Below are 22,861 nucleotides of genomic sequence, written 5' to 3' on the forward strand. Positions count from 1 at the left end.
TCAGAGTCCAGGAATCGGAGGAAGAACCGGCAACAGAATCGGCGGAAGCCCGGGAATGTAGATCGCGGGCGGCGGAGGCGCAGGCGCGGGCGCGGGTGCGGGCGGCACGTAGGTGTCCTGCACAACCGGCGGTGCCTCGACGACGGGTGGGGCTTCCTCAGTCGTAGTCGGAGGCGGAGTCGTTGTGGACGGCGGCGGCGTAGTCGTGGTCGTCGGGGCCGGCGTGGTCACCTCGGTTGCCACAGGTCCAGCTTCCTCGGAGTCTCCGAAGACCTTTCCTCCATAGCCCAACCCCAACCCGACGATGACGACTGCCGCGATCACACCGGCGCCGAGGCCTGCAAAACGCAGTGAATTCCTCGGTTCGGTGGACGTGGATTCCACAGTCTGGGTTCCGGAGAGCCACGACGGGTGTGCGGTTCCCGCTCCGACTCCCTCGTCTTCGCGCACTGCCGAGTACGCCTGGGCGTCAACCATCACGGCCTCGGTATCGGCGTCCCGTTCGGCCCCGAACCCGTCCGTGGACGGTTCACCGTCTGCGACGACAAAATCTGCACTCTGGTCGAATCGTTGCTCGTGCCGGTTCGGTCGCGGCTGCGGCAGTTCCGCAGCGTACGGACTCGAGATCTGTTCCTGCGGAACAGACTTCGCCTCGACAGCAACCTCAGGCACAGATTTCGGTCGTCCCAATTCGGGGAGCGTCGCGACTCCCCCATGGCTGAACGCCTGTACCGGGAGGGGCACCTCTGCCGGTGTGTGAATCGGATAAGGTGCGAAGATCGGCGCCATCGCGGGGACCTGAACCGGCGCGGCGACAGGGCGTGACGACGGCGCCATGGACAACTCCGCGATCAGCGCAGCGCCTTGCGCTGTCACCAGTTCAGGCTGCTCGGGCGCGATGACGGGGCAATCCAGCCACGCCGCGAGAATCGCTCGCACGATCGGGATGCGCGCGCCGCCGCCGATAAGGACAATCGCGTCCGGGTTACGGCCGGACGTTGCGATAACCTCTCGTATCTCTCGCGCGAAAGCCTCCACCGACGTGACGACCAATGAATCGAAAACTTCCCGCGACAACAAGAGAAGTCCACCGGGTCCGGGCAGGCACACCGCGCTCCGTGTGGACAGCTGTTCCTTGGCAAGTCGGCATCGCGCCTGCAGTTCGGAGTCGCCGCCCGGGTCGGCCGGCGTCGCAATTCGGCGACGCACGGTCTGATCGGAGTAGACGAGGTCGTCGAAGTGGTCTCCACTGACCCGAGTCGACCGAGCGGTCACCACGGTCGATCTCGTATGCCTGTCCACAACACTGATCGTCGATCCCGAACTACCCATGTCGACGACGACCAGCGTGCTCTGATCGGTCAATGCGCCGGGTTCCTCGAGCATCCGGAGCGTCGCTGATACTTCGGGAACCAGCTCGAAGTTGTCGATGCCTTTCTGTTCGAACGCGGACTGGAGTGCACCGGCTTGCGCTTGATCGCGGTAGACGACGACCGTATGGCTGCTGAGTTCGGCGTTCTCGGACAACGCCACTCGGGTCGCTTCTGCAGCGATGTCCTCCGGGACGTCCCGCCCCCGATCAACCGATCTCGATCGAAACACCGGACCGCTGTGGTCGGGCGTCCCCGGGCGCGCCAAACGCACAGCGCTGGCTCCCACCGTCACGCCCAAAACCAAGTTCATGATCCACCTTCGTCGACCGTGGACGGGTCTTGTCAGCAGACCCCGTCATTCCCCGGCCGGAAGTCTACCCACTAGGGATGGGCTACGAGGTTCGCGCATCGCATCCCACGCCCAATCGCAGCTACTATTTCGCTACCTGGACGTTCGACCTATCGACCTAAGCCGCGATAGTTCCAACCTGCAGCACGCCAGAGTTCCGGATCGAGGCAATTTCTGGCGTCGACGATCACGCGTCGACGAACGAGGGGTTCCAGATCGGCAGGCTTCAGTGAGGCAAACTCGTCCCATTCGGTCGCGATCAAAACGACATCGGCATTCATGCAAGCGTCTGACGTGGAGGTTGCGTAGTGCAGGGTGGGAAACAGTCGGCGAGAATTGTCCATCGCCTTCGGATCGAAGACGGTAACTGCCGCCCCGTGCAGCTGCATCATTCCCGCAACGTTCAGCGCAGGCGAATCGCGCACATCGTCGGATTCAGGCTTGAATGCGGCCCCGAGCACCGACACGTTAGCTCCCAGCAAACCACCATCGCAGGCTGCCGTCACCAGTTCCACTGCTTTTGTACGTCGTCGCATGTTGATGCTGTCGACCTCACGAAGGAAGTACAGCGCTTGGTCTACGCCCAACTCTCCGGCGCGTGCCATGAAAGCCCGAATGTCCTTCGGCAGGCAACCACCGCCGAACCCCAACCCGGCATTCAGAAACCGCCTGCCGATCCGAGCGTCGTACCCGAGAGCGTCGGCCAAAATCGTGACATCGGCACCGGTGGCCTCACACACCTCCGCAATCGCGTTGATGAAGGACACCTTGGTCGCGAGAAACGCATTCGCAGACCCCTTGACCAACTCGGATGTCGCCAGATCGGTCACGAGGAACGGCACCCCCACACCTAACATCTCGGCGTACACCTCACGAAGAACACCTTCGGCATTTCCCGGTCGATCACGATCAACCCCCAGAACCAACCGATCAGGGCTCAGGGTGTCCGCGATGGCGTGCCCCTCACGCAGAAACTCCGGATTCCAGGCCACCTCGACGGCGCCACCCGCGGGCGCAGTGGCCCGCAGTCGCTCGCCGAGAGCCGCAGCCGTGCCCACCGGAACGGTCGACTTGCCGACGATCAGCGAAGGCCGTCGAAGGAACGGCGCCAACATGTCGATCACCGAATGAACGTGACTCAGATCCGCGGCGTACTCCCCCTTCTTCTGCGGAGTCCCCACCCCGACAAAATGGATGTCGGCAAAATCCGCGGCGTCGGCATAGGACGTCGTGAACCGGAGCCGACCCGACTCCAGATTCTTCTCGAGCATTTCGGTCAGACCCGGCTCGAAGAACGGGACCTCCCCCCGAGACAACTTGTCGACCTTGGACTGGTCGATGTCGACGCCCAACACGTCGTGACCCAGTTCGGCCATACACACTGCGTGGGTCGCCCCCAGGTATCCCGTTCCGAACACGGTCATTTTCATGTGTTGTTGGTATGCGCCCGAACTTTCCGACACACGTACGCCAGGTGGGCGCGAAACCAACATCGGGCGTACGACGAGTGCGTCGCGCCTGCGACCTATGCTTCTGCCATGCACGTTCTCTTTGTCTGTACGGGAAACATCTGCCGATCACCTACCGGTGAACGCCTCGCGCGTGCCTACGCCGCCGAAGCCGGGGCCACCGGATTCACCGCTTCGAGTGCCGGCACCCGGGCGATGGTCGGACACCCGATCGAGCCGACTGCGGCACGGGTGCTCGCGGGTCTCGGCGGCGACCCCGGAAATTTTCAAGCCCGCCGACTGACGACGGCGCTGGCTGCGGATGCAGATCTCATTCTCACGATGACCGAAGGTCACCGGGACAAAGTCCTGGCGATGGCTCCAACGCGACTGAAGCGCACCTTCACCCTTCGAGAGGCCGCACGGTTGGCCTCGCTCGCGGACGCCGGCAGTGTTGACGATCTCGCCGCCGCCAGACCGCGTTTTCGTGCCACCGAGCCCGAGGACGTCACGGATCCGATGGGCAAGGAAGAGAGCCTCTTTCACGAGATCGGACTTCAGATCGCCGATCTCGTGGGCCCGCTGCTCAGCCGACTTCGCTTCGGTGAGGGCTGAGCGACGTCACCGCGATCAACTGTGGTCGGGATCTGCTTTCTCGGCAGTGTGTGAAGTCCACACATCCGGGGCTAGCAGAACCGCTGCAAAGCTAACGGGCCCCCGAGCAATGCTCGGGGGCCCATTAGCGCGGACGCGGGTGAAACCAAAAGGTCAGTACTGGATCCGATCAGTTGACTGTCGACGGAGCCCGCACTGCACTGGCACCGGCGCTGGCCGAATTTCCCAGAGGTACGTCAGCGACAACAGGATCGGAGTCGTAGTAGTACTTGTACTCGTAAACCCCGCGACCGTTCAGTGGGGTCATCGTTATGACAGTGCCAAGAACCGTCGCACCCACGCTGTGGAGGTTGCCCACCGCCCTGCTCAACTGTTCCCTCTTCGTCGAACCATGACGAGCAATGACGAGTGCGCCGTCAGCCAGAGCAGACAGAACTGCAGCATCCGTAACCGGAAGCAACGGCGAGGCGTCGATGATGACGTAGTCGAACCTTCTGCGTAGATCAGCGAAAACTGCCTGGGCAGTGTCAGTCCCCAGCAATTCGCTCGGGTTCGGAGGAATCGGACCCGAGGCAAGAACTGTCAGGTCCGCATTGCTCGTAACCTGAAGCACGTCGTCCAGATCTGCTTGCCCGGCCAGGACCGAACTGAGCCCGACGCTTCCGATCAGTCCGAGGTACTTCGACACCCGCGGCTTACGCAGGTCACCTTCAACGAGACATACCTTCTTGCCCGCCTCGGCCAGCACGAGTGCGATGTTGACGGCGGTCGTGGTCTTACCCTCCGACGGAAGCGAACTCGTGACGACGATGACACTCGGGGGGCGATCCACTGCCAGGAACTGCAAATTGGTACGTAGTTCACGGTATGCCTCGGCACTGGCGGAGTTGCCTTCGTGGAAGTTGATCGCTTGATGAACTTCACGTTCCTTGTCGAACGGAATTGTTCCCACCATCGCCGCACCAACGATGTCCTCGACTGTCTTTCGTTCTTTGACAGTGTTGTCCAAGCGGTCACGCACCACCGCTAACCCGATCCCCAACAGAAGCCCGATCGCGGCGCCCAGTGCCACGTTCCGCGACGTCTTCGGCGAGACCGGTTCCGCCGGAGTTTGTGCTCGCTGCTCCACAACGACGCGCGCCGGCGCCGTGCCCCCGTTGGCCGGTGTACCCAGATCTTTGACCATGACGACAAATTCGTCCGACAGCGCATTTGCAATTTCTCGAGCCAGGTCAGGCGACGCATCTTTCACGCTCAAGTCGAGAAGTACTGTCTCCGGTGCCGATGTGGCGGTCACCTTCGATGAAATCTCCGCAGCAGATAGCCCGCCGAGCCGATCCGGCCCGACTGAATCGATAGTCCTCTGTGCCAGCGTCTCGCCGGTAAGGAGCTTCGCGTAGGAAGTGACCAACTGCTGCGAGAGTTGGTTGCCTTGATAAGCCTCGTTCACGGTTGTTCCGGTAGAGGTCGACACGAACAGGCGCGTGGAAGCCTGGTAGATCGGCGTGGCAATCAACGAGGCGCCCAATGCACCCAAGATCACGACTACAGTGACGACAGCGATTATCTTCCACCGTGCCTGCAGAATCTTCAGGTAGTCCCGTACATCCATCGTCGAATCTCCTTCGGCTCGAACACGAATCACGTCTTCGAGTAGTAATCGACAGCCGCTTGTCGAGCCGCTGCACTCAATCCAGGCTGAACGAGGCAGCCAATCTTCTATCGCAAACACATAGTGTGATTTCGTGTCCGGAACGAGCAGGTTCGCGTTCGCACATGGCACGTCATGACGCAGCCGATACATGAAGGCGTAGCGACGGGCTCGAGGTAGTGGACATCAGGGCCCTCTCCCACGTTTCCAGTTCCGGCCTTGCTTGCCGAGACCGCCCTGCGGCTACCCCAGCGCATGCATTCAGTCCGAATTGGGAGCAAATACTACGAACAGCTGGACTGAACTCTACTGTGTCATTAACCTTTTCACCACCGCAACAACAATTCGGCGCAGCTGTGCAGCAACATTCGATCCCGCCGTCCGAGCGAGGATCACCCACGGCCAATTGGCGACGAGGACCAAAGTCCATCCAGATGCATTCACGGATCACTGGGCCGAAAGCTGCTGCACACCAGCAGAACAAGGCACTATTCCACACCGCGACACCATCGGCGGGACGAGACCGCCGCGCCGCGCCGCCGCAGCGAATCTGTTGACGGACCTTGGTCCCGAGCTTTGGCGAATCCACCCGAAGGCGGATTCGCACCAGGCGCAGACCACTGACGGTTGCGACGATTTACGGCTGGTTTCAAAGATTTACGGCCTTCCGAGCCCTCGATAGGTCCACCCGGCGTCGCGCCAGGTGCTCGGTTCCAGGCAATTTCGCCCGTCAATGATCACCTTCTTGCGCACGATCGTTTCGAGGTCCGACGGCAGCAATTTTCGAAATTCGGTCCATTCGGTCAGGACCAAGACGACGTCAGCCCCTGCACACGCTTCAAGTGCGCTCGACGTATAGGTGAGAGTGGGGAACAAAGCCTTCGAATTTCCCATTGCCTTTGGGTCGTAGACATTGACGGCAGCGCCTTGCAGCTGAATCTGACCCGCGACGTTGAGAGCCGGCGAGTCACGAACGTCGTCGGAGTCAGGTTTGAACGCGGCACCGAGAACCGCCACACGGGCTCCGAGCAGCGAGCCACACGCTTCACGGGCCAGTTCGACCATCCGTGTACGACGGCGCATGTTGATATTGTCGACTTCACGCAGGAAGGTCAGTGCTTGATCTGCTCCAAGTTCACCCGCGCGTGCCATGAAAGCACGGATGTCCTTCGGTAAACAGCCACCACCGAAACCGATCCCGGCATTGAGGAATCGCCGGCCTATTCTCTCGTCGTGACCGATGGCATCGGCAAGTACCGTGACATCTGCACCCGAGGCCTCGCACACCTCCGAGATCGCATTGATGAACGAGATCTTGGTCGCCAGAAAGGCATTGGCTGATGCTTTGACCAACTCCGAAGTGGCAAGGTCGGTGACGACAAAGGGAATACCTTCGTTCAAGAGCTGCTCGTACACTTCACGTGCAACCGATTCTGCACGTCCAGGTCGATTGCGGTCTACCCCTAGTACAAGCCGGTCCGGGTGAAGCGTGTCCTTCACCGCGTAGCCTTCCCGGAGGAACTCCGGGTTCCACGCCACCTCGACATCTCGTCCTGCAGGCGCCAGCTCACGCGCCCGCGCACCCAATCGCTCGGCAGTACCCACGGGCACAGTCGATTTCCCGAAAATGACAGCCGGCCTGGTCAAGAGCGGTGCGAGGGTCTCGATCACCGAATCGACAAAACGCATGTCGGCCGCGAACTCCCCCTTCTTCTGAGGCGTACCCACACCGAGGAAATGGATGTCCGCGAACTCTGCAGCCTCCTCGTAGGAAGACGTGAACCGAAGACGTCCCGCGGCTATGTTGCGGCGCAACACTTCCTCGAGCCCTGGCTCGTAGAAAGGAACCTCCCCAGCTTCGAGCATAGCGAGCTTGTTCGGATCGACATCGACCCCGAGAACCTCGTGACCCAACTCGGCCATGCATGCTGCGTGTGTCGCCCCCAGATAGCCGGTGCCGAATACCGCAATACGAGAAGTCATAACGATGTCTGCCTGTCGAAGTCGGGTTTACGTCGAATAATCCTGTAGTACTTCATGTCCTGATCGAATCGACGTTCTGTCGATACCACTCCACGGTCGATGCGATCCCCTCAGACAAGTCAATCCTGGGCTGCCAACCCAAATCTCGAAGCTTCCCGATGTCGAGCAGCTTCCGCGGCGTTCCATCAGGTTTCGTGTGGTCCCATTCGATCTCGCCGCCGAACCCGACCTCGTCCGCCACGATCGCGGAGATCTCCGCGATGCTCTGGTCCTCGCCTGTACCCACGTTGACGTGCTCAACTCCGTCATAGTGGTCGAGCAGATGAAGGCAGGCATCCGCCATGTCGTCGACATGGAGAAACTCACGCCGTGGGGTCCCGCTGCCCCAGTTCACAACTGATGCCGCTCCCTCACGGCGCGCGTCGTCGAAGCGCCTGATGAGTGCCGGCAGCACATGAGAGCCCTTGGTAGAGAAGTTGTCACCGGGACCGTAGAGATTGGTCGGCATCGCGGAAATCCACGGACGCCCGAACTGCTTGCGAACAGCCTGCACCTGCAGGATTCCGGCGATCTTTGCGATCGCATACGCATCGTTGGTCGACTCCAAGTGACCGGTCAGCAGATACTCTTCGCGAATCGGTTGAGGAGCGAACTTCGGGTAGATGCAGGATGACCCGAGGAATAGCAGGCGCTCGACATCGAACTCGGCCGCCGCATCCATCACGTTCACCTGAATGCGAAGGTTATCGGAGATGAAGTCCACCGGCAGTGTGCTGTTCGCCAAGATCCCGCCCACTTTGGCTGCCGCGAGAACCACGTTCTTCGGCCTCTCCTCGGCGAAGAAGTCGAATACTGCACCGCGGTCGCGAAGATCGAGCTCGGAAGACGTGCGACCGACAAGGCGATCGAAACCGTCGGCTTCCAAACGGCGCCATATCGCTGAACCGACGAGCCCACGATGGCCCGCGACGAACACACTCTCGCTCCGATCGAGCGGCCGCTGCACGTAACCTCCTGTCATCGAGCGTGCTCCCAATCCACCAAGTTCGGACGATCGATCCAAGGCTTGCCCTCACATGTCAACGCCTCGATGTCCGCGTCGACCATGATTCGAGCCAGTTCGGGGGTATGCACTGTCGCTTTCCAACCGAGCTTCTGCTCGGCCTTTCCGGCGTCCCCGATCAACGCATCGACTTCCGTCGGACGGAGATAGCGCTCGTCGAAGCGCACATGATCTTCCCAGTTCAGGCCGGCATGCTCGAAGGCCACCGTCAGGAAGTCCTTGACCGAATAGTTGCCGCCAGTCGCGAGAACATAATCGTCCGGTTCGTCAGCCTGAAGCATCCTCCACATTCCCTCTACGTACTCCGGCGCGTATCCCCAGTCACGAATTGCATCGAGATTGCCCATGTACAAATTACTTTCAAGGCCAGCTTTGATTCGAGCGACTGCTCGCGTGATCTTGCGGGTCACGAACGTCTCACCACGGCGGGGGGATTCGTGGTTGAACAGAATTCCATTCACGGCAAAGATCCCGTATGCCTCACGATAGTTCTTCGTGATCCAATACGAATAGACCTTCGCAGCGCCGTACGGCGACCGAGGGTAGAAGGGGGTCTGCTCGTCCTGCGGAGGTGGTGTTGCACCGAACATCTCGGAGCTGGACGCCTGGTAGAACCTGCATTCGAGCCCTGCCATTCGAACAGCTTCGAGCAACCTGATCGACCCGATTCCCGTCGTGTCGCCGGTATGTTCAGGCTCGTCGAAGCTCACCCGTACGTGGGACTGCGCCGCGAGGTTGTAGACCTCGTCCGGCCGTATCTGTGCGAGAAGGGTGACCAAACGCGCCCCGTCGCTGAGATCTCCGTAATGGAGGAACAGCTTTGCATCCGGGGTGTGGGGATCTACATACATATGATCGATGCGAGATGTATTGAACGTGGACGACCTACGAATAAGTCCGTGGACCTCGTATCCCTTGCTCAACAACAGCTCGGCCAGGTAGGAACCGTCTTGGCCTGTAATTCCGGTAATCAGTGCGCGTTTCACTTGAAACCCCGTCCTCGAAGCAGATACTCGTCTGCGGATAGTCATCGGCCGAATTGTGTTGTGTGGGAGTACCGACCCCACAACCAGAACTGAGAAACCCTCACGGCATTACTGCCTCCTTGATCCGCGATCTCAAATCCTCCAGTTCCGCGGCAGCGGAATCCATTCCGTGGAAGATTCGGGCAGATTCGTCGTGCCCGAGATTCAAGCTGCCACCCGTCGAGTCGTCCATCCACAATGCCTGCGGCGCGAGTACCGGTTCCAGCGAATCCCTCAGCTTCGGTACCGAACTGCTGCCCGACATCACCGGTATCGATCCACCGCGAGCGCTCAGGATCAAAACATGGAGTCGGTCACTGATGGTCACAGCCGCGCGCTCGTACAGGGCACGGAGAGTGAACTCCTGTTGCCGATGGGTCACGTCATCGTCCCACCCCACGTAGGGAATTCCGAGCGTCGCAGCAACTTCACGGTTGTGGTTGTCGTCCTCGGCAACCTGGCAACAGGCCATCAGATCCAAACCATTTGCCGACACCTGATTGTGGATCGACCGAAGGTTCGCGTAGTTCACCGGTCGGTCATGCCGAAGCGAAAGCAAGGCTATTTCTCGGGCCGCAGATCCTTGGCCCGCCGACTTCGCTACGCCAGATGCGCTGCCCCGGAACGCGAGATCGGGATAGAACCGGCTCTTACCTCGCAGATATTCGCACGTCCGTTTATCACGTGCCGCGTAGACGTCGGCGACGCCGACGAGAATCTTCTCGGGTATTGCCGCGACGGAGCTTCGCACCTCGATCGATCGCCCCAAAACGAGGATTCGTGTACCGAATATGCGAAGCACCGCAAAGACTGTCACCAGTAACGAGTGTTTAACGACGCTCGCGACCGAAGCTCCCAGAACTGCAGGCCCTGGCGCCATGACGATCACTGCCCGCTTGCGGCGCACCGTATCGGCCAATACTGCTCGCCAGAAACGAAAGCCCGAGTTCATGACCTCGTCGGTTGGTTCCCAATCGAAGGCATCGACGTACTCCGCGCTCATACTGCCCGAAAAAACTACGGGGCTCAATCCCAGGCCGCGCATGTAATCGACTGCTGCTCGGCGTATCTCGATGTCTCCCAGATTCCCCTGGGCTGCCGCAATACTCATGAAGAACCTACGCATGGGGATCCCTCCTCATTGCAACGACAACGACGCAGGTCAGGAATACGGTTTGAAGTACGTAGCTGAGCGAGAGCGACCATCCAGCTCCGAGCGCCCCGTAACAGGGAGCCGCCACCACGATTCCGACTAGGCAGATCAACGTGCTCAAAACAGTTATGTAGGAGACAACTTCAACTCTGCCCGTGCCTTGCAGAATTGCGTTCAACTGCGACGAGATCGCTGCGAAGATCAAACTGAAGCAGACGACCTGCATTACCGGTACCGCGTCTACATATGCAGCGCCCAATACCGGTGGCACGACTACAGGTATGACTGCCGCGATCACACCGAAGATCACCGCGCTGGCAAGACACACATACATCGCGGGTCGCAGAATGCTCTGGGTGATTCGCCCAGTCGTCGAGCGCGCCGCTGCAGGCATGAGAACTGCCGCAAATGAAGTGGGAATCAGCCGCAGCGGAGTGGTGATACGACTCGTCACGCCGTAGATTCCGGAGACTGCCGGGGATGTCACGAGTCCAACCAGCAGTACGTCGAAGTTACGCGTCTGAGTGGCAACGGAATTCAACCAGAAGTGCGATGACTTACGAAGAATCGACGTATACGATCGCCTCGATCTGATACGAGTGATTACCGGTCCGAGCCGAATGGCCACGAAGACAGCGATCATCGAGGAGAACGCGAGACCCACTGAATACCAGAACACTGCATCGACACCCGAGAGCCAAGCGGCCGCGACGAAGACGAGGGCAAGTGCTCGTCGAAGGAGCAATGATACGGCGTTCTGCCAGGTATCCCCGTCAGCGAGTGGTAGCGAAAGCAGCGTCTCGACGTAATTGTCCAGGACAACCCACACTGCCAATGGCACAACGAACCAAAGCCTCGGCTCGAACGCCGAGGCCACAGCCGCGATCATTACCAGCAACGCCCCAACGGCCAGATTGGCGCGGCGCGAGAACTCCAAAGTCGAAGCTATGAGAGGTTCCTGGTCACCCAACGCACGGATTCGAACCAGAAATGGGGTGAAGCCGAAGTTCAGAACGGTTTGAAGCACCAGTCCGACGCCATAAGCCGCAGCGAAGATTCCAAAGCCGGACGGCCCGGAGATGCGAGCGAGGAGAACCATGCTCAGTGCCTGAATCAACGCGCCGACAAGACGTCCGCCGGCGATTCCGGTGAACTGCACCACCAGGGGGTTCGTCATCACCTTCACGTGGCACCAACCAAGTGGTGGAACGACTGTACGACTCCAGCGCAAAGCGGCCGTGTGCTTCTCATGCTCGTCCGATCACCGCGACCGGGGCACGGACAATTGCACTCGCCGGAACATCCGATATGACAAGGCAATTCGCGCCAATCACCGAGTGGTCACCAATCGACGTACCACGGAGGACGGTGGATCTGGCCGCAATCCATACGCCATCGCCGATGACGATCGGTCCATTGTCGAACTCGAAAGTCCGTGATTTCCTGCTATGACTGCCCGAGCACAGGAAAACGTCCTGCGAGACGCAACTGTTCGACCCGATGCTCACCGGTTCGAGATTGAGGATCCACGCTCCCTCACCCACCCAGGTGTTGTCGCCGATCGAGAGCTTCCACGGCCAATGGATCTTCACGTTGTGCCGTATCAGGACTGCTTCACCGATCTGAGCGCCGAACAGTCTGAGAATGGCGACCCTCATGCGTGCCGGCACGAACCAAGCCCGAAAGAGCGGTGCCACCGCGAGCCAGGCGATCTGCACTGACGCCGGACGTCCCTTGTCATATCCTGCCCCGGTGAATTCGCCGAGGGAGAGCTGTGGATGGGTCACCGCGCTCGGGCTTCCGTCAGTCGAGTCGGCGAACTCGCTCGGTTGACAAGTCGGTCGAACAGTTCGCCGAACGCGATAGTGGCAGAACCGGGAGACAGTACTTCGTGCACGTACTCCCTCCCGTTTCGCGCGAGTTGCTCCGAACGGGCGGGGTCAGCCACCAACATCTCGATTTCACGAACCAATGCCTCCGGATTGCCGGCGTCGACGCGCACTCCCGCCCCTGACAGGGCGATCTCTTCGCCTGACGCACTATCCGCAGACGTAGCCGCGACGACTGGCACCCCTGAGGCGAAATACGAAGTGAGTTTGCTCGGAACAGCCATACTGCGAAGATCGGCCAACTCGTTGAGAAGTAGCGCATCCGCTGCACGTAGCACGTCGGTGAAGGTTTCGCTGCCAACAGGATCCATGAATTCGATCCCCGCGCATCCCTTGGACAACTCTTCGAGATGGGCTCGCTGATTCCCGTCTCCCATCAGCACGAATTTGATATCGGACTGCCGTGCATCGAGCAAACGCGCGGCGTCCACCACGTTTTCGAGACCTTGCTTTGCACCCATGTTTCCGGCGTGCAGAACTATCTTCTGGTCCGGCCCCCATCCTAATCGTCTTCGCGAATCCTCTCGGGCGCAAGCAGACTGGGTGAGGTCGAGGTGGGTCCAGTTCCTGATTACCGTAATGCTGCTCGAATCGACGCCGAGGTTCTCCTGGGCATGCTTCGCGAACCGCGGATGGATCACGACAACCTGATCGGACTTTCGCAAGATCCAAGACTCGACTCGATCGACGAGAGACGACAATCCACCGCTTAGTTGGCCGGTCTCGGAAGCGCCCAGTCCGTAGAAGTCCTGCACCCACAGCACCACGGGTGTGCGCGACCGAAAGAGCCTGGTCCTGATGACAAAGGCCGCTGAGGACAAAAGTGTTGGGCTTACACACAGAACGAGGTCTGCCCGGTGGAAAAGAGTCGCCCAGGACGCCCGCAGAGCGAAGCTTGCCTCCATCAGGATTCTTCGCAGGAAACTGGGATTCCGAGGGATGTAGTGACGGAGTCTGTGCACTGTCAGATTCTCTGACTTCTCGACCGAAGACAGTCCCGAGAAACCATCCATCTTTTTCCAGAATGGATAGTGCGGATACCCCGTCACCATCCTGACGTCAGCACCAGCATCCGCTATCGCATTTACCAAGCCCTCAGTGTAAGGAGCGATACCGGTTGGCTCAGGGGAATAGTTGATTCCCACGATCAGGATTTTGTTTCCCCGATTATCCATCGTGCTCATTTCCCTTTTCAGCTCACTCAGGACGACAGTCCGTGCACAGCTTGCAGGTGTGCACTTCTCTGCGTATCACTCTCGAATCTTTCGCCGACTTTCCGTGCGGGAACTCCGACATTCACAGAGAAACTCTCGACGTCACTCGTCACGACCGAACCTGCTCCGATCACGGCACCGTCGCCTATCGTCACACCGCTCAATATCACCGAACAAGCGCCTATCCATACATCTGTTCCAATTTCGACAGAATCACGAGCGCCAGGCTCTCGGTCCCCCACCCACGTCGAGGCGAGCATCGGAATACCCACTTCGTCGATCGCGTGGTCTTCACGCCCTACGATGTAGACATTCATTCCGATCATGACGTGGGATCCGATCGAACCGTCTACCTGGATAACAGTCCGAGGCCCGACACTGACATTATCGCCGATATTCAATCCGTGAGGCGCACTGATGATTGCCCCACGGCCGGCGTTGAAGTCACGTCCTACTGAAACATTGCCGTTCGATATTGCCAGCCCGTTCATGAATCCTCGAAGGGCTCGCCTAACCCCTGACGGGAGGCGGGATCGGTTACTCATCGTGCGACCATCTCCTTGGGCCATCCGTCTTTGTCGAATTCAACGACCTGCCCTCTCAACGCGGCAGAGATACCCGATGCCATCGACTCAGCGGAATAGAGTTCTCCAACCTTCGTTGATATTTCCCTTGCCGATACGGGATTGGAGTCCAGATACAGAAAGTAATCGCGTAGTGCCACGGCCAGCGATTCCTCGGTTGTCGGCGAGTAGCTCTGCATCGGACCGACTACGGCAAGCTCGATCTCAGGGGCGTGCGGGGCATCCTCGGGATACAGCATCGGAACTCCGAATCCCAGGCTCTGAGTGACACTCAATCCGACGTATCCTGGAGAGACCGACATGATTGATCGTGCGTAGATTTCGGCAAGCTCGACGGGGCTTTCGATACGTCCGTGTAGAACAACGGATTCTTCGAGACCGAAATCTGAAATTTGCTTCTCTATCGTTTCCGTAGCATTTCCGAAACCTACGATTTCCAAGACGGCACCCTTGTCTTTGAGGCCCGATCGATGGAAAGCCGGAATCAATTGATCCACGTTCTTCTCGGCAACCAATCGACCGACATAGACTATTGATTTACGTGATTCAGTGGCGTTCTCGACGTTGATATGAGCACGCTTGTACAAAGAATTCGGCGCTACCCACACTGGCTGGTCCGGTATCTCGCGCCTGGCCGGGACTACGCTGGCGTATCCGTAGAGAATAGTTCCCTGAGACAACCGGCGCATCGTCCGTCGAAGAAAAGCCGTCTTCGATGAAGACCCTTCTCTGGGATGAAGGTGACCCCAAACCAAAGTACGGCGTCGCATAATTCGCCGAAGGGCTAGAATACCCCACGCCGTGAGACTCCGAGGGTTCAAATCCAGGATGGTCACAGAAGCAGAAAGCGGATTTCTCCAGGAGCCAACCTGAAGAAGAACCTTGCCACCGAAGATTCCGATCCGTCGAACTCGCTCATAGAAATCCTTGTCGATACCAGTTCGAACCGTAGGATCCAGTCCGTAGTCCGAGGCAAGAATGCGGAGATTACCATTTTCCATCTCGCGCAACACTTCGATGCACGGATTCCGATACGTTGGAATTACCGCCAAGTACATCGAATATTTCGACGATGACATCGAAACGGTTCCCCCAAAGTTCTCATCGAGTACGACCGATTGGCCAGTGTGCATTGCGCAATTCCCTCTACATCGGATCCCAGGCTGCATTCACCGGGAATAGTCAATCGGATTCGCGATTTGAATACAAAAGAATGACAGAACCGATCAGTAAGCGCCGTCACTTGCCATTACGGCTTTGAGCGTTTTCACGACGATCATGACGTCCCCAACCATCGACCAGTTGTCGACATAGGACAGATCCAGTCGAACGGTTTCTTCCCACGAAAGATCCGAGCGCCCACTCACCTGCCACAAACCGGTGATCCCTGGTTTGACCAGCAGTCTCCTTTTCACGGCCCCGTCGTACGCCTCTACCTCACGCCTCAACGGCGGCCTGGGACCAACCACACTCATCTCGCGACGGAGCACGTTGACGAACTGGGGCAACTCGTCTATTGAAAACTTTCGAATGACGCGTCCTACCTTGGTAACCCGAGGATCGTCACGCATCTTGAACAGAACGCCGGCGCCCTCGTTGTCCGACAGGAGACTGTCGACCTGCGCGTCGGCATTTTGAACCATAGATCGGAACTTCAGCATCGGGAAAGGAACCCCGTCCAATCCCATTCGCTCTGACCGATAGAGCACAGGACCCCGACTGGTGAACTTAACTGCCAACGCCGTCGCGATCAACACCGGACTGATCAGGATGAGAATGACAGACGCGAAGACGACGTCGAATGCCGTCTTGGCGAACCGTTGCGCACCGTGGTAGCGCGGACGTTCGACGTGAATCAGTGGAAGACCGGCCACCGGCCGCATCGAAAGCCGGGGACCGGAAACGTCCAGGATTCCAGGTGCCACAACAAGATCAACGTCCTTGCACTCCAGATCCCAGGCCAGTTTCCGCATACCGTCGTACCCGAGGTGTTCCGTCGCAGTGACCGCCACAGCATCGGCACCGACCAAGTCGAGCGCGTCAGTCACGTCGTGCTCGTCCCCGAGGACCGGTATTTCGTTGCCGTCGACGACTATGACTCTGTCCCGACGACCTAGTTGACTCGGTTGGCAAACGCCCACTACCCGATAACCGTCGCCGGGAGCTCGTTCGAAGGTTTGGGCCAGTTTCTTGACTGCAACGGGGCTTCCTACAACCAACACGGATGTCTGGAAGTCGCCTCGAGACCGCTTCCGCGCGATGACCTTTCGCCAGATCCAGCGGCTTGCCATCAGCGCCGTCAGCCCAACCGGGAATGCAAAGGCCAGATAGAGTCGCGCGATGTCCAACTGCAGCAGAAGACTGACAATCGCGATGAGTCCGAAGAGGCGAACTGTCGCTACGAAAATTCGCCTGTACTCTTCGGGGCCGCTGCCGATCACACGGATCGATCGAGTGCGGAAGATGCCCAGAGACGATAACCACATTGCCGCCAACGCAATTGACACACCGGTGTAACTCAGTTGCCCGAGGATGCCGGAGCTCACCGCACGGCCGTCCCCGCCGAACCGTAGCCACTGAGCCAGGAAAACTGTCCCCACGATGATCACCGAGTCGCCCAGGAACAGTCTCCTGCGGTATGCCGTTTCCCATTCCCGCCGTGAAGTCGATCCGCGGCGGAGGTCGGGCACTGCACGGGGAAGCGTGTGCTTGTTCTTGCCCAGCGTGGACACGTCGAGCGCCGTCACGTGATCAGTCCCTTCCTCATTCGTGGAATCCGTGCGTCATTGAATTCGTACGTCGTTGACAGGTGTTGAGCGTGATTCGTCAGATCGAGCAATACGCTGAAACAGCAAATCGCTCGCTTCGATCCGTTAAGTGCAATTCCTCGAGAATCGGAACGCTCTCACGCTCCGAGTGGATTACATTTCAGCACTGTCTGCGCGCAGGATCAAACGCAAAGTCGCCCCAGTTCAGGCCCGTAGCCGCGCACGCCCCCGCGCATTCCAATCTGACCGCAGCGCAACCGCTTTGCGACTTGCCTTTCGGGCGCCGCTCGATCGGAACAACGGGGCGAAAGATCGATTCAGAAGCAACTTTCGCGTTACTTCGTCGAAAGTGCAGCAAACAGAAGGACCTTACTCGTCAGTAGGCGGTTGCCACAGCGCACCGCCTCACCGATACCGCCTGAATAGAGGATCATTTCCATCGGTAACCGACGCAATGACTTTCGCCGACAGAAGGTGCCTCCGCTGTTGGGGACCTACGTCCCCGGCAGGGATCTTGGTCCCTACTGCCGATTCGATGTGCAATTCGAAGGCGAATAGCCATACAGCCCTTGCTGATACAGGTAGCGCCCCCGAAACAAGATCAGGTCGTCTGTCCAGTTCACGACAAACCGACCGCTGAAATGAATTTTTCATTCGTCTCACTATGTGAGATTTCTACCCGGCTCCAGCCGTCCACATCGGGGTGTTAGGAATTCGCACCTTGTAACCGATCACGTAAGGTCGACAAAAGTCGGGTTCGTTGACACATGCTCACGCCGGCCGACACGTCCGGCGCAGCCCGAGTAGACGACCAGTTCGAATAGGACTACATATCTTGAAGATTCGCGACCTACGCACGCAGTCGGGAATTGTCCCCCGCCTCACTGTCCGTTGGCTGATGATTGCAGCCGCGACAATCTTTGCTTTCTGGCCTACCTGGACCAATTTGTGGAGGAGCACTGCGAGTGGCACCGCCATCGGATACGTTTTCGTCCTCCCCCTGCTGTGCCTGATAGCTGCCGTCGGAACAGATTTACGACGAGGCCCGGACCTCCCGATCCATGATCGTGAGACGGACAAGATTGTCGGCGGTATCGGCTTACTGGTGTCGCTGGGGTTGCAGGCACTCCTCATGCCACGTTTTGCCGAGAACTACGAATTGATGCATATCGATGTAATCGCGGCTTGGGTATTTGTCTGGAGCGCAGCGGTTCTCATGTTCGGGTTACGTCCAGTGAATCGTTACTGGGCAGTATGGGTTGTCCCGATCCTTCTGGCTCCGCTCATCTACCGCACGTTGGCGACTGAACTCGGCGGCACACGCTTCGACTACAGCATCATCATGGTGCTGGTCGCTTCGGCCGCCACGACGATCGCCGTCAGTCGAACGTGGAAGAGGGGATTCGCCGGGTTCGTCGGCTCGTCCGTCTTGGGTGCAGGCTTGGTCTACTACCTGTCCCGTCAGTACCCGACTGCGCCGTTGTTCAGCATCCAGCTGCTACCGGCATTAGGTAGCGCATTGCTGGTAGGCGGATTCTTCTACCTGTACGAGCGACGCGGAAAGTCTTGGAAGCCGTTCGAGCGTCCGCTCCGGAATCCTTCGACGTCAACCAGTAACTGGACGATCCTGGTGGTGTTCGCCGCAGCGATTGTGATGTTCTTTACGCCAGTGCCCACCGCACAGAACGTTCCGGTCTCGGTAGGGCCGCCTGCGACATCCGACCCACGACTCGTCGTCCCCGCTGGTTGGCGTGAAATCTCGACCAACGAATACGACTGGCCGAGAAAGTACTTCGGTTCCACTTCGGCACTCACTCGCCAGTCGATTCGTGCCGACACACCCAACCCTGCATGGGACAGCCAGATGCGCCCACGCACCGTCCAAATGGACGTTGTTCAAGTGCGTCGCCCATCCACTTTGGCTGTCTATCCGAGCAACACAACCTATGATCTCCAGAATGCACGTGTCAGCCCGCCGGTACGAGTTGAGTTGAGCCGTGGGGTGGTCGCAGAAATGTACACCGTTGTCGACGACTCCCTCCTCCTCACCTGGAGCAACCTCAATTTCGTGTGGACACGTGGCGACGGTGCCGCACAGCGCGTCACACTCTTGACAGTGGACAATCATGAACCGAATGCCTTGTTCCCCGAACCGAAACCATCGATGGCGTCGAATGGAAGCAACACCTTGGCCGTTCTACTCAGAGGCCGGATATCGACGGTGGACAGTGAATCTCAGTACAAGGACCTCGGTATGCTCCAGTCACTCGGAAGGCTTGTCGTGGAGGCACAGAAGTGGTAATTCCCAATCTCTCGGTTGAGGACGAAAGCTCCGAGCAATTCAAACGAGCCGCACTCCACGACGCTGTGAACGGACTGCGTGAGCGCAAACCGATTTCATCGGCATCAGTTGCGTTCTATCCATGGCAGCGCAACATCCTGCTCGCGATTCTCGCGATCACAATCGCGTGTCTTGTCTTCTTCCTGACTCCCACGCTCATCGTTCTCACATTGGTGTGCACGCTCGGGTACGTGTGGGCGATGGTGGATCGACTTGTGTTGTTCACACGAGGTTTGGATGCTTCCTCGATCGTGACGATCAGCGATCAAGAGGCAAGCGCACTTTCGGATGAAGATCTCCCGCACTACACAATCCTTGTTCCGGCGTACAACGAACCGGAAGTAGTCGGGGACCTGATTTCCGCCATGCGCGCGATCGACTACCCCTCGGCCAAATTGCAAGTGCTGTTGCTCCTCGAAGAGGATGACGCTGTCACGATCGACGCTGCAACTGCCGCCGGAGTCGATGAAGTGGTGAGCATCTTGAAGGTTCCCGCTGCAGATCCACGTACCAAACCCAAAGCCTGCAACTACGGATTGCACTTCTCAACCGGCGAGATAATCACCATCTATGACGCCGAAGACTCTCCGGATCCTCTTCAGTTACGCCGCGTAATAGCGACTTTCGCGAAGCTTCCAGCGAATACTGCGTGTGTGCAGGCGAAACTAGCGTTTCACAATGGAACTCAGAATCTATTGACTGCATGGTTTACGGCCGACTACGCACTCTGGTTCAATTTCATCCTCCCGGGACTGATGCGGAGTCAATCACCAATTCCTTTGGGAGGCACGTCCAATCATCTTCGCCGAAGTGTGCTCGACGAGATCGGCGCCTGGGATCCCTTCAACGTCACCGAGGATGCAGACCTCGGAGTCCGCATCGCCGAGAGCGGTTACCGGACCGCAGTTCTGAACTCGACGACGCTGGAAGAGGCCAACAGCGACACGATCAACTGGATCCGCCAACGCTCACGCTGGTACAAGGGTTACCTGCAGACTTGGTTGGTTCATATGCGTCAACCGTTGAAACTGTGGCGCGGACTCGGCACGGTCGGATTTCTACGCTTCACCATCTTGATGGCGGGGACGCCCATTGTGGCGACACTGAACATGGCGTTCTGGCTGATCAGTCTGGGTTGGATCCTCGGCCAACCCGAGGTCATCCACGACGTGTTTCCCAACTACGTCTATTTTCCCGCCCTCGTGTCACTCGTGTTCGGTAACGCCGCAGTCCTTTACATGAACTTGGTGGCATGCCGAGAGACGCGAAATCCTATGCTGCTGATAGCTTGCCTGACCGCTCCGCTTTACTGGGTATTGATGAGCATCGCAGCCATCAAAGGCACATATCAGTTGATACGCAACCCGTCTTACTGGGAGAAGACCTTCCATGGCTTGAACACGTAACCTCAATTCCCGATCAATACTTGTTGCGCGGGTTGAGCTTTGGAGCTTGCTGTCCGATCACTCTCCGTCGACAAACATGCAAAGGCGAGAACGACTGGTAGCCAGTAATACGCCTGCTCGAAGAACGCCGATGTCAGAGCGAATGTCATCATCGAGACCAGCACGCCGGCCGCGGCAGCGTTCTTGCCGGACTTCATCGATCTGAACGCGACCAGTGCCGTCGCGCAGATGATCAGTGCCACGGCAAGGGCAAGCACCACCCCGCCTTGGTACCAGGATCGTAGGAAAACATTGTGAACGACTGTGACATTGTCGAACGAGGCAGCATTCGCCGAGTTCAAACCGACTCCGGACAGCGGATGCGCACGAATCGCGTCCCACGCGAATCCGTAAGTGTCGTTGCGGATCTCGAGCGTGCTGACAGCCTTGGTCTGGCCGGTGACCTGGAGGTATCGATCGGCCGGCGTCTCCAGGTGCTTACCGAACTCGGTGTAGGTGATTGCGATCCAGAAAAGAATGGCGGCACCGACAAAACTCTTGGCGATGGTGGTGATCTTCACTCGCGAAGAAATCGCCACGACGATCAATCCGATCGCGCAGGCCGACAACGAACTCAAACTACCGGTCGCCAGCAGTCCCACCGCGTTCACGATCGAGATCAGCACCAGAACGAGCCGATTCTCTACCTTTCGCACCGCAGCCCCCAGGCAGAGAATCAATGCAAGTGAGGACATGATGCCCAGAACGTTCGGATGACCTGCCAGCCCTGGAGCACGACCGTTCACAACACCGAATCCGAAGACGGATGAACCAGCCAGTTGGATGGCGGCGACCAGAGCAGAAACCGATTGGCTTGCGATGAACGCAATACAGACACGCCTGACAAAAGCCGGATCACGCTGGACATTGGCGACCATCACAAATATCCCGAGCCCGAGAACAATGAAAAGTTGGACTCCAACATAGAGATTTCCGGTGACATCACTGCCACGCGTCGCCGTTACCGTCGCGACGAGGGCTGCGTAGCCGGCCATCAACCAGATGCTGACAAACTGCGGCCGAGCGACTCGTCCCAGCGCTACTGAGGCCACGATGACCACAAGCACCGCCATCGCCCATAGCTGTGTGACGGTGCCGGGCAACGAGCGGTATATCGGAACTACGATCGCAATCGCCATCCAAATGACGGTGGTCGGCGAAAATGGAACTCTGGCTGTTCGCCTTGCCGTCGGAGCGACACCATCACGAAGGCCTTCAAGTCTGACCTGACTCGGCGTTGTCATTGAGTTCCTGCTTCCGACAATCGAATTTTTTGCATTTCACCCTCAATTTCACCCTTCACCAACGGCCGACTGAATAATCCCCGCTCAGAGAAGAAGTCAGTCCCCGTCAGCGCCGTCGCGTAACTGCAAATAAGCGAATCGCCGGCGAAAAACTTTGCCACGACATGACAGATATCCGAATGTCCTCGACTTGTAGCCGAAAGGAAGTGGCATATACCTCTCGGCTCAGGCAATATGACCGCTATGAGTGGTTTCTCCGCATGGGTCGAGCATCAACTGGAACTTCGCTCGTTCAGCGACATCCAGGAAGCTGCGCGTGCGCTGAAGATTCGACCTTCCGAACTGAGTCGATGGCTTTCGGCCAAGCGCCCTCCCACGCAGGACACGATGCGGACGGCATGTCAGGTCTTCGGTGCTCCGATTACAGAGGTGCTCGTAGCCGCCGGTTATCTGACTCCTGAAGAAGCGCGGCCGGGAACGACCCCACCGTCGGTTCTGAATTCGATCGCGACGCAAGCCCTGGTGGACGAACTCGCCCGCCGCGGTATCGATCAACACAGCGGTATCGATCAACACTGAGCTGCCAGAATCGCATCTAGCTTGGAGCAGGAGATGATCGCGAGTGTGCCCGAATGAGCCCGGGCTACCGACGTTCACATGCACGCACGCAGAAATGGTGCGGATTCTCTTGCACCAAAACATATTTCGACCTCTGG

18 protein-coding genes are annotated in these 22,861 nt (G+C 58.5%); 4 read left to right on the forward strand and 14 right to left on the reverse strand.

Features of this window, described 5'->3' with window-relative positions; genetic code table 11:
- Together R4P65_RS22665 and R4P65_RS22670 are read right to left on the reverse strand one after the other, a co-directional pair.
- The gene (locus R4P65_RS22665; RefSeq protein WP_317828197.1) at window positions 1-1,683 is read right to left on the reverse strand and encodes an Hsp70 family protein; all 1,683 of its coding nucleotides are present in this window, start codon (window positions 1,681-1,683) and stop codon (window positions 1-3) included.
- A gap of 149 nt (window positions 1,684-1,832) precedes the next feature.
- Window positions 1,833-3,152 (reverse strand): UDP-glucose/GDP-mannose dehydrogenase family protein, encoded by a 1,320-nt coding sequence (locus R4P65_RS22670; RefSeq protein WP_317828198.1) that lies wholly within the window; start codon window positions 3,150-3,152, stop codon window positions 1,833-1,835.
- Window positions 3,153-3,260: 108 nt separating this feature from the next.
- On the opposite strand from R4P65_RS22670, the gene R4P65_RS22675 reads away from it, so the two are divergent.
- On the forward strand, window positions 3,261-3,785 hold the full coding sequence (locus tag R4P65_RS22675) for a low molecular weight phosphatase family protein (protein ID WP_317828199.1): 525 nt from the start codon (window positions 3,261-3,263) through the stop codon (window positions 3,783-3,785).
- A 169-nt stretch (window positions 3,786-3,954) separates the two neighbouring features.
- Here the strand turns inward: R4P65_RS22675 and R4P65_RS22680 are convergent, their stop codons facing one another.
- The 11 genes from R4P65_RS22680 to R4P65_RS22730 all read right to left on the reverse strand — a co-directional run bounded on the left by R4P65_RS22680 (window position 3,955) and on the right by R4P65_RS22730 (window position 17,094).
- Window positions 3,955-5,397: a polysaccharide biosynthesis tyrosine autokinase gene (locus tag R4P65_RS22680; RefSeq protein WP_317828200.1), complete on the reverse strand. Its 1,443-nt coding sequence runs from the start codon at window positions 5,395-5,397 to the stop codon at window positions 3,955-3,957.
- Between the two features lie 696 nt (window positions 5,398-6,093).
- A complete protein-coding gene (locus R4P65_RS22685) occupies window positions 6,094-7,419 on the reverse strand; it encodes a UDP-glucose dehydrogenase family protein (protein ID WP_230816377.1) in 1,326 nt (441 codons plus the stop codon).
- A 52-nt stretch (window positions 7,420-7,471) separates the two neighbouring features.
- On the reverse strand, window positions 7,472-8,440 hold the full coding sequence (locus R4P65_RS22690) for a GDP-L-fucose synthase (RefSeq protein ID WP_317828201.1): 969 nt from the start codon (window positions 8,438-8,440) through the stop codon (window positions 7,472-7,474).
- Window positions 8,437-9,468, reverse strand: coding sequence for a GDP-mannose 4,6-dehydratase (gene gmd, locus R4P65_RS22695; protein ID WP_317828202.1), 1,032 nt, complete (start codon window positions 9,466-9,468; stop codon window positions 8,437-8,439). The genes R4P65_RS22690 and gmd overlap by 4 nt, the downstream gene beginning before the upstream one ends.
- 100 nt (window positions 9,469-9,568) lie before the next feature.
- Window positions 9,569-10,633, reverse strand: coding sequence for a polysaccharide pyruvyl transferase family protein (locus R4P65_RS22700; protein ID WP_317828203.1), 1,065 nt, complete (start codon window positions 10,631-10,633; stop codon window positions 9,569-9,571).
- On the reverse strand, window positions 10,626-11,837 hold the full coding sequence (locus R4P65_RS22705; RefSeq protein WP_317828204.1) for a lipopolysaccharide biosynthesis protein: 1,212 nt from the start codon (window positions 11,835-11,837) through the stop codon (window positions 10,626-10,628). The genes R4P65_RS22700 and R4P65_RS22705 overlap by 8 nt, the downstream gene beginning before the upstream one ends.
- Before the next feature lie 70 nt (window positions 11,838-11,907).
- The gene (locus R4P65_RS22710; RefSeq protein ID WP_317828205.1) at window positions 11,908-12,447 is read right to left on the reverse strand and encodes a DapH/DapD/GlmU-related protein; all 540 of its coding nucleotides are present in this window, start codon (window positions 12,445-12,447) and stop codon (window positions 11,908-11,910) included.
- Entirely contained in the window at window positions 12,444-13,733 is a 1,290-nt protein-coding gene (locus R4P65_RS22715) for a WcaI family glycosyltransferase (RefSeq protein ID WP_317828206.1), read from the reverse strand. Before R4P65_RS22715 ends, R4P65_RS22710 begins: the two co-directional genes overlap by 4 nt.
- Window positions 13,734-13,750: 17 nt before the next feature.
- On the reverse strand, window positions 13,751-14,332 hold the full coding sequence (locus R4P65_RS22720) for an acyltransferase (RefSeq protein WP_308251491.1): 582 nt from the start codon (window positions 14,330-14,332) through the stop codon (window positions 13,751-13,753).
- Window positions 14,305-15,480 (reverse strand): glycosyltransferase, encoded by a 1,176-nt coding sequence (locus R4P65_RS22725; protein ID WP_317828207.1) that lies wholly within the window; start codon window positions 15,478-15,480, stop codon window positions 14,305-14,307. The genes R4P65_RS22720 and R4P65_RS22725 overlap by 28 nt, the downstream gene beginning before the upstream one ends.
- Before the next feature lie 93 nt (window positions 15,481-15,573).
- A complete protein-coding gene (locus R4P65_RS22730) occupies window positions 15,574-17,094 on the reverse strand; it encodes a sugar transferase (RefSeq protein ID WP_374228080.1) in 1,521 nt (506 codons plus the stop codon).
- Window positions 17,095-17,950: 856 nt separating this feature from the next.
- On the opposite strand from R4P65_RS22730, the gene R4P65_RS22735 reads away from it, so the two are divergent.
- Together R4P65_RS22735 and R4P65_RS22740 are read left to right on the forward strand one after the other, a co-directional pair.
- Complete coding sequence (locus R4P65_RS22735; protein WP_317828208.1) at window positions 17,951-19,417, forward strand: hypothetical protein; 1,467 nt, start codon at window positions 17,951-17,953, stop codon at window positions 19,415-19,417.
- Window positions 19,411-20,862 carry a glycosyltransferase gene (locus R4P65_RS22740; protein ID WP_230816386.1) on the forward strand — a complete coding sequence of 484 codons (1,452 nt, stop codon included), beginning with the start codon at window positions 19,411-19,413 and terminating at the stop codon, window positions 20,860-20,862. The genes R4P65_RS22735 and R4P65_RS22740 overlap by 7 nt, the downstream gene beginning before the upstream one ends.
- Window positions 20,863-20,864: 2 nt before the next feature.
- Here R4P65_RS22740 and R4P65_RS22745 read toward each other — a convergent pair whose 3' ends face one another.
- Window positions 20,865-22,040, reverse strand: a complete 1,176-nt coding sequence (locus R4P65_RS22745; protein ID WP_317828209.1) for an O-antigen ligase family protein — start codon at window positions 22,038-22,040, stop codon at window positions 20,865-20,867.
- Window positions 22,041-22,388: 348 nt separating this feature from the next.
- Here R4P65_RS22745 and R4P65_RS22750 point away from each other — a divergent pair, with 348 nt between their 5' ends.
- Complete coding sequence (locus R4P65_RS22750) at window positions 22,389-22,724, forward strand: helix-turn-helix transcriptional regulator (RefSeq protein ID WP_317828210.1); 336 nt, start codon at window positions 22,389-22,391, stop codon at window positions 22,722-22,724.
- Window positions 22,725-22,861 lie beyond the last annotated feature (137 nt).

The organism is Rhodococcus sp. IEGM 1318, assembly GCF_033142465.1.
Lineage (GTDB): Bacteria > Actinomycetota > Actinomycetes > Mycobacteriales > Mycobacteriaceae > Rhodococcus_F > Rhodococcus_F qingshengii_B.

Bases quoted from the DNA above. Each gene is read 5' to 3' on its own strand.
- R4P65_RS22715 (WP_317828206.1), bottom strand. From the start codon at position 13,733: ATGAGCACGATGGATAATCGGGGAAACAAAATCCTGATCGTGGGAATC.
- R4P65_RS22685 (WP_230816377.1), bottom strand. From the start codon at position 7,419: ATGACTTCTCGTATTGCGGTATTCGGCACCGGCTATCTGGGGGCGACA.
- R4P65_RS22690 (WP_317828201.1), bottom strand. From the start codon at position 8,440: ATGACAGGAGGTTACGTGCAGCGGCCGCTCGATCGGAGCGAGAGTGTG.
- R4P65_RS22750 (WP_317828210.1), top strand. From the start codon at position 22,389: ATGAGTGGTTTCTCCGCATGGGTCGAGCATCAACTGGAACTTCGCTCG.
- R4P65_RS22705 (WP_317828204.1), bottom strand. From the start codon at position 11,837: ATGACGAACCCCCTGGTGGTGCAGTTCACCGGAATCGCCGGCGGACGT.
- R4P65_RS22700 (WP_317828203.1), bottom strand. From the start codon at position 10,633: ATGCGTAGGTTCTTCATGAGTATTGCGGCAGCCCAGGGGAATCTGGGA.
- R4P65_RS22745 (WP_317828209.1), bottom strand. From the start codon at position 22,040: ATGGCGATTGCGATCGTAGTTCCGATATACCGCTCGTTGCCCGGCACC.
- R4P65_RS22720 (WP_308251491.1), bottom strand. From the start codon at position 14,332: ATGGCCCAAGGAGATGGTCGCACGATGAGTAACCGATCCCGCCTCCCG.
- R4P65_RS22725 (WP_317828207.1), bottom strand. From the start codon at position 15,480: ATGCACACTGGCCAATCGGTCGTACTCGATGAGAACTTTGGGGGAACC.
- R4P65_RS22670 (WP_317828198.1), bottom strand. From the start codon at position 3,152: ATGAAAATGACCGTGTTCGGAACGGGATACCTGGGGGCGACCCACGCA.
- R4P65_RS22675 (WP_317828199.1), top strand. From the start codon at position 3,261: ATGCACGTTCTCTTTGTCTGTACGGGAAACATCTGCCGATCACCTACC.
- R4P65_RS22665 (WP_317828197.1), bottom strand. From the start codon at position 1,683: ATGAACTTGGTTTTGGGCGTGACGGTGGGAGCCAGCGCTGTGCGTTTG.
- R4P65_RS22680 (WP_317828200.1), bottom strand. From the start codon at position 5,397: ATGGATGTACGGGACTACCTGAAGATTCTGCAGGCACGGTGGAAGATA.